Source organism: Rhizobium aouanii, assembly GCF_037002925.1.
In the GTDB taxonomy this organism is placed as follows: Bacteria; Pseudomonadota; Alphaproteobacteria; order Rhizobiales; family Rhizobiaceae; genus Rhizobium; species Rhizobium aouanii.
In genome coordinates this window covers 1-2,512 of record NZ_JBAMYD010000045.1, presented here as the reverse complement: position 1 = coordinate 2,512, position 2,512 = coordinate 1, and the positions used below count along the sequence as shown (strand labels likewise).

2 protein-coding genes are annotated in these 2,512 nt (G+C 60.7%); both read right to left on the bottom strand.

Features of this window, described 5'->3' with window-relative positions; genetic code table 11:
- Positions 1-354: 354 nt before the first annotated feature.
- Positions 355-1,530 carry an IS91 family transposase gene (locus V8P77_RS34630; protein ID WP_222010154.1) on the bottom strand — a complete coding sequence of 392 codons (1,176 nt, stop codon included), beginning with the start codon at positions 1,528-1,530 and terminating at the stop codon, positions 355-357.
- 13 nt (positions 1,531-1,543) lie between these two features.
- Positions 1,544-2,404, bottom strand: coding sequence for a tyrosine-type recombinase/integrase (locus tag V8P77_RS34625; protein ID WP_222285971.1), 861 nt, complete (start codon positions 2,402-2,404; stop codon positions 1,544-1,546).
- Positions 2,405-2,512 lie beyond the last annotated feature (108 nt).

The window sequence follows — 2,512 nt, the reverse complement described above, 5'->3', positions numbered from 1 at the left end:
GAATCTGGAGGGTTCTGTGAGGTCCGTGCGCTGTGCGTGCGGCATTCACTGATCGGACCTCATTGAAGCCGGATTGAGCGAAGGCGCGGTTTGTTTGGCGCTATGGGGATTTCGCCGAAGCGGTGGATGGCGTTTGGCAAGGTCGAGCCTTGCTGGAGCACGTGGACAGGTTTGGAAGGAGAGTCTTGCCGGTATTTGCGGTGTCTTTGACGCCCCTGTCGGCTGGTTTGCATCGACCGAACCCTTGGTGGTGTTGCGCTTTACGTCGCTCAGGCACGATTGGCCAAAGCACTCGCCCCGCGGCTCCTCGGCATGCCGACGCTGATCGTTGCAATGATGCTGCGCATGATATGATCATGAACTGTCGTTCCATGCTGGCCGACGTACGGGCTGGAGCGGGGTCCACGCGCCGATGATCGTCATGGTTCCGCCGCAACAGGAGCAGCGCTGCGCCAAAGGTGGTGGCTTTGCGTCCGGTTCTTCGGCCGTCTGCTCCGGCGGCGGGATGTCGAGCAGGCTTCGGCACAGGTCCAGCTTCAGTTGCCGATGGCCATTGGCAAGCAGACCGTAATGACGAATGCGGTGAAAGCTGTCCGGAACCGTGTGAAGCAGGAAACGGCGGATGAACTCGTGGGCATCGAGCGTCATCACCTTTTGCCTGCCGCCCGTTCGATAGTCCTTCCATCGGAATGTGACTCGATCGCCATCGATGCTGACCAGGCGGGAATTGGAGATGGCAATGCGATGGGTATAGCGGCCGAGATAGGCCAGCACCTGTTTGGGTCCGGCAAATGGCGGCTTGGCATAGACGACCCAGTCGATGCGACGCGCTGCTTTGATGGTTCGACTGAAGGCGAGCGGATCGGCCAGACCGGCGATATCGCCAAAGAACCGAAGCTGGCCCAGGTCGTAGGCCTGCTTCAGCTCTTCAAGAAACAGCCGCCGGAACAGACGCGACAGGACCCGTACGGGCAGAAAGAAGCTTTGCCGGCAGGCAACCCAACGGGACTGGTCGAATGACAACCCACCGCCCGGCACGATGCAATGGATATGCGGGTGATAATGGAGGTTCTGTCCCCAGGAGTGCAGCACCGCGATGAAGCCGATCTCCGCACCCAGATGTCTGGGATCCGCAGCAAGCTTGCGCAGCGTCTCGGCGACGGCGCGAAACAGGATCGTGTAAACGTCATTCTTGTTCTGGAAGGCGATTGCGGCGATCTGCTGCGGTAGGGTGAAGACGACGTGGAAATAGCCGACCGGCAGAAGGTCGGCCTGCCGCGCGGCAAGCCAGTCACGGCTCGCCTGTCCCTGGCACTTCGGGCAATGCCGGTTGCGGCAGGAATTATAGGCGATGCGGAACGCCGCGCAGTCCTGACATTGCTGGACATGCCCGCCCAGGCGAGCGGTCCGGCACATCTCGACCGCACTCATGACCCGGCGTTCGACACGCCCGAGATGAGCGTCGTGTGTTTGACGATATCTTTCCCCGTGGCGGCGAAAAATGTCCGCCACCTCCAGTCCCGCCGCCATGGCGAAGCTACGCTCAGCCTGGCGGCACCACCTCTAACGTCAGCCGGTCGAGCGGGCTGGTCGTGCTGCGGATCAGGGTATTGGAAACCTTCGTGTAGCGTGCCGTGGTGGACAGATTGTTGTGGCCGAGCAAAACCTGGATGATGCGGATGTCGGTTCCGCTTTCCAGAAGATGGGTGGCAAAGCTGTGACGCAGCGTATGGACCGTCACCCTTTTGTCGATGCCGGCAGCAGTGCACGCCGAACGGCAGGCAGAATACAGAACCTGGACGTCGATGGGCTTGGTCTCGTCCCGGCCCGGGAACAGCCAGACCTCGGGTCTCGCCAGCCGCCAATAGACCCGCAGGATCGCGAGCAACTGCCCGGACAGCATGACGTTGCGATCCTTTCCGCCCTTGCCATGCTCGACGCGGATGATGCCGCGTTCGCCATCAACGTCGCGGACCTTGAGATGGACAGCTTCCGAGGCGCGCAGCCCCGCTGCATAAGCTGTCGTCAGTGCGGTGCGGGTCCTCAGGCTCGGAACCGCTTCCAGAAACCGCACGATCTCGTCGCCGTTTAGGATCGTCGGCAGCTTGGCGGGTGTCCGGGCATAGGCAATGCGCTCCGGTATCGCGGCATGACCAAGCGTGACGCCAAAGAAGAACCGCAGGGCACAAACCGTCTGATTGAGAGCCGGCCATGATAGGCCCGATGACACCAGATGCACCTGAAACGCGCGCACGTCTTCCAGGCCAAGACGGTCTGGCGATCGCCCGAAATAACGCGAGAACTTCGTCACCGCATGCAAATACGATCGTTGCGTCGCTGGCGAAAGATTGCGGATCGTCATGTCATCGATCATGCGCCGGCGTAGCGGGCTTATCTCTGTCATCGTCATCTCCTGTTCAAAGGTTGGGCTAAAACAGCCCAATCCTTCAAATCAGAAGCGCATCATGCAAATCCCGCGCTCCAAGTGCCGCGAAAGCGGCTTCGTTCAATC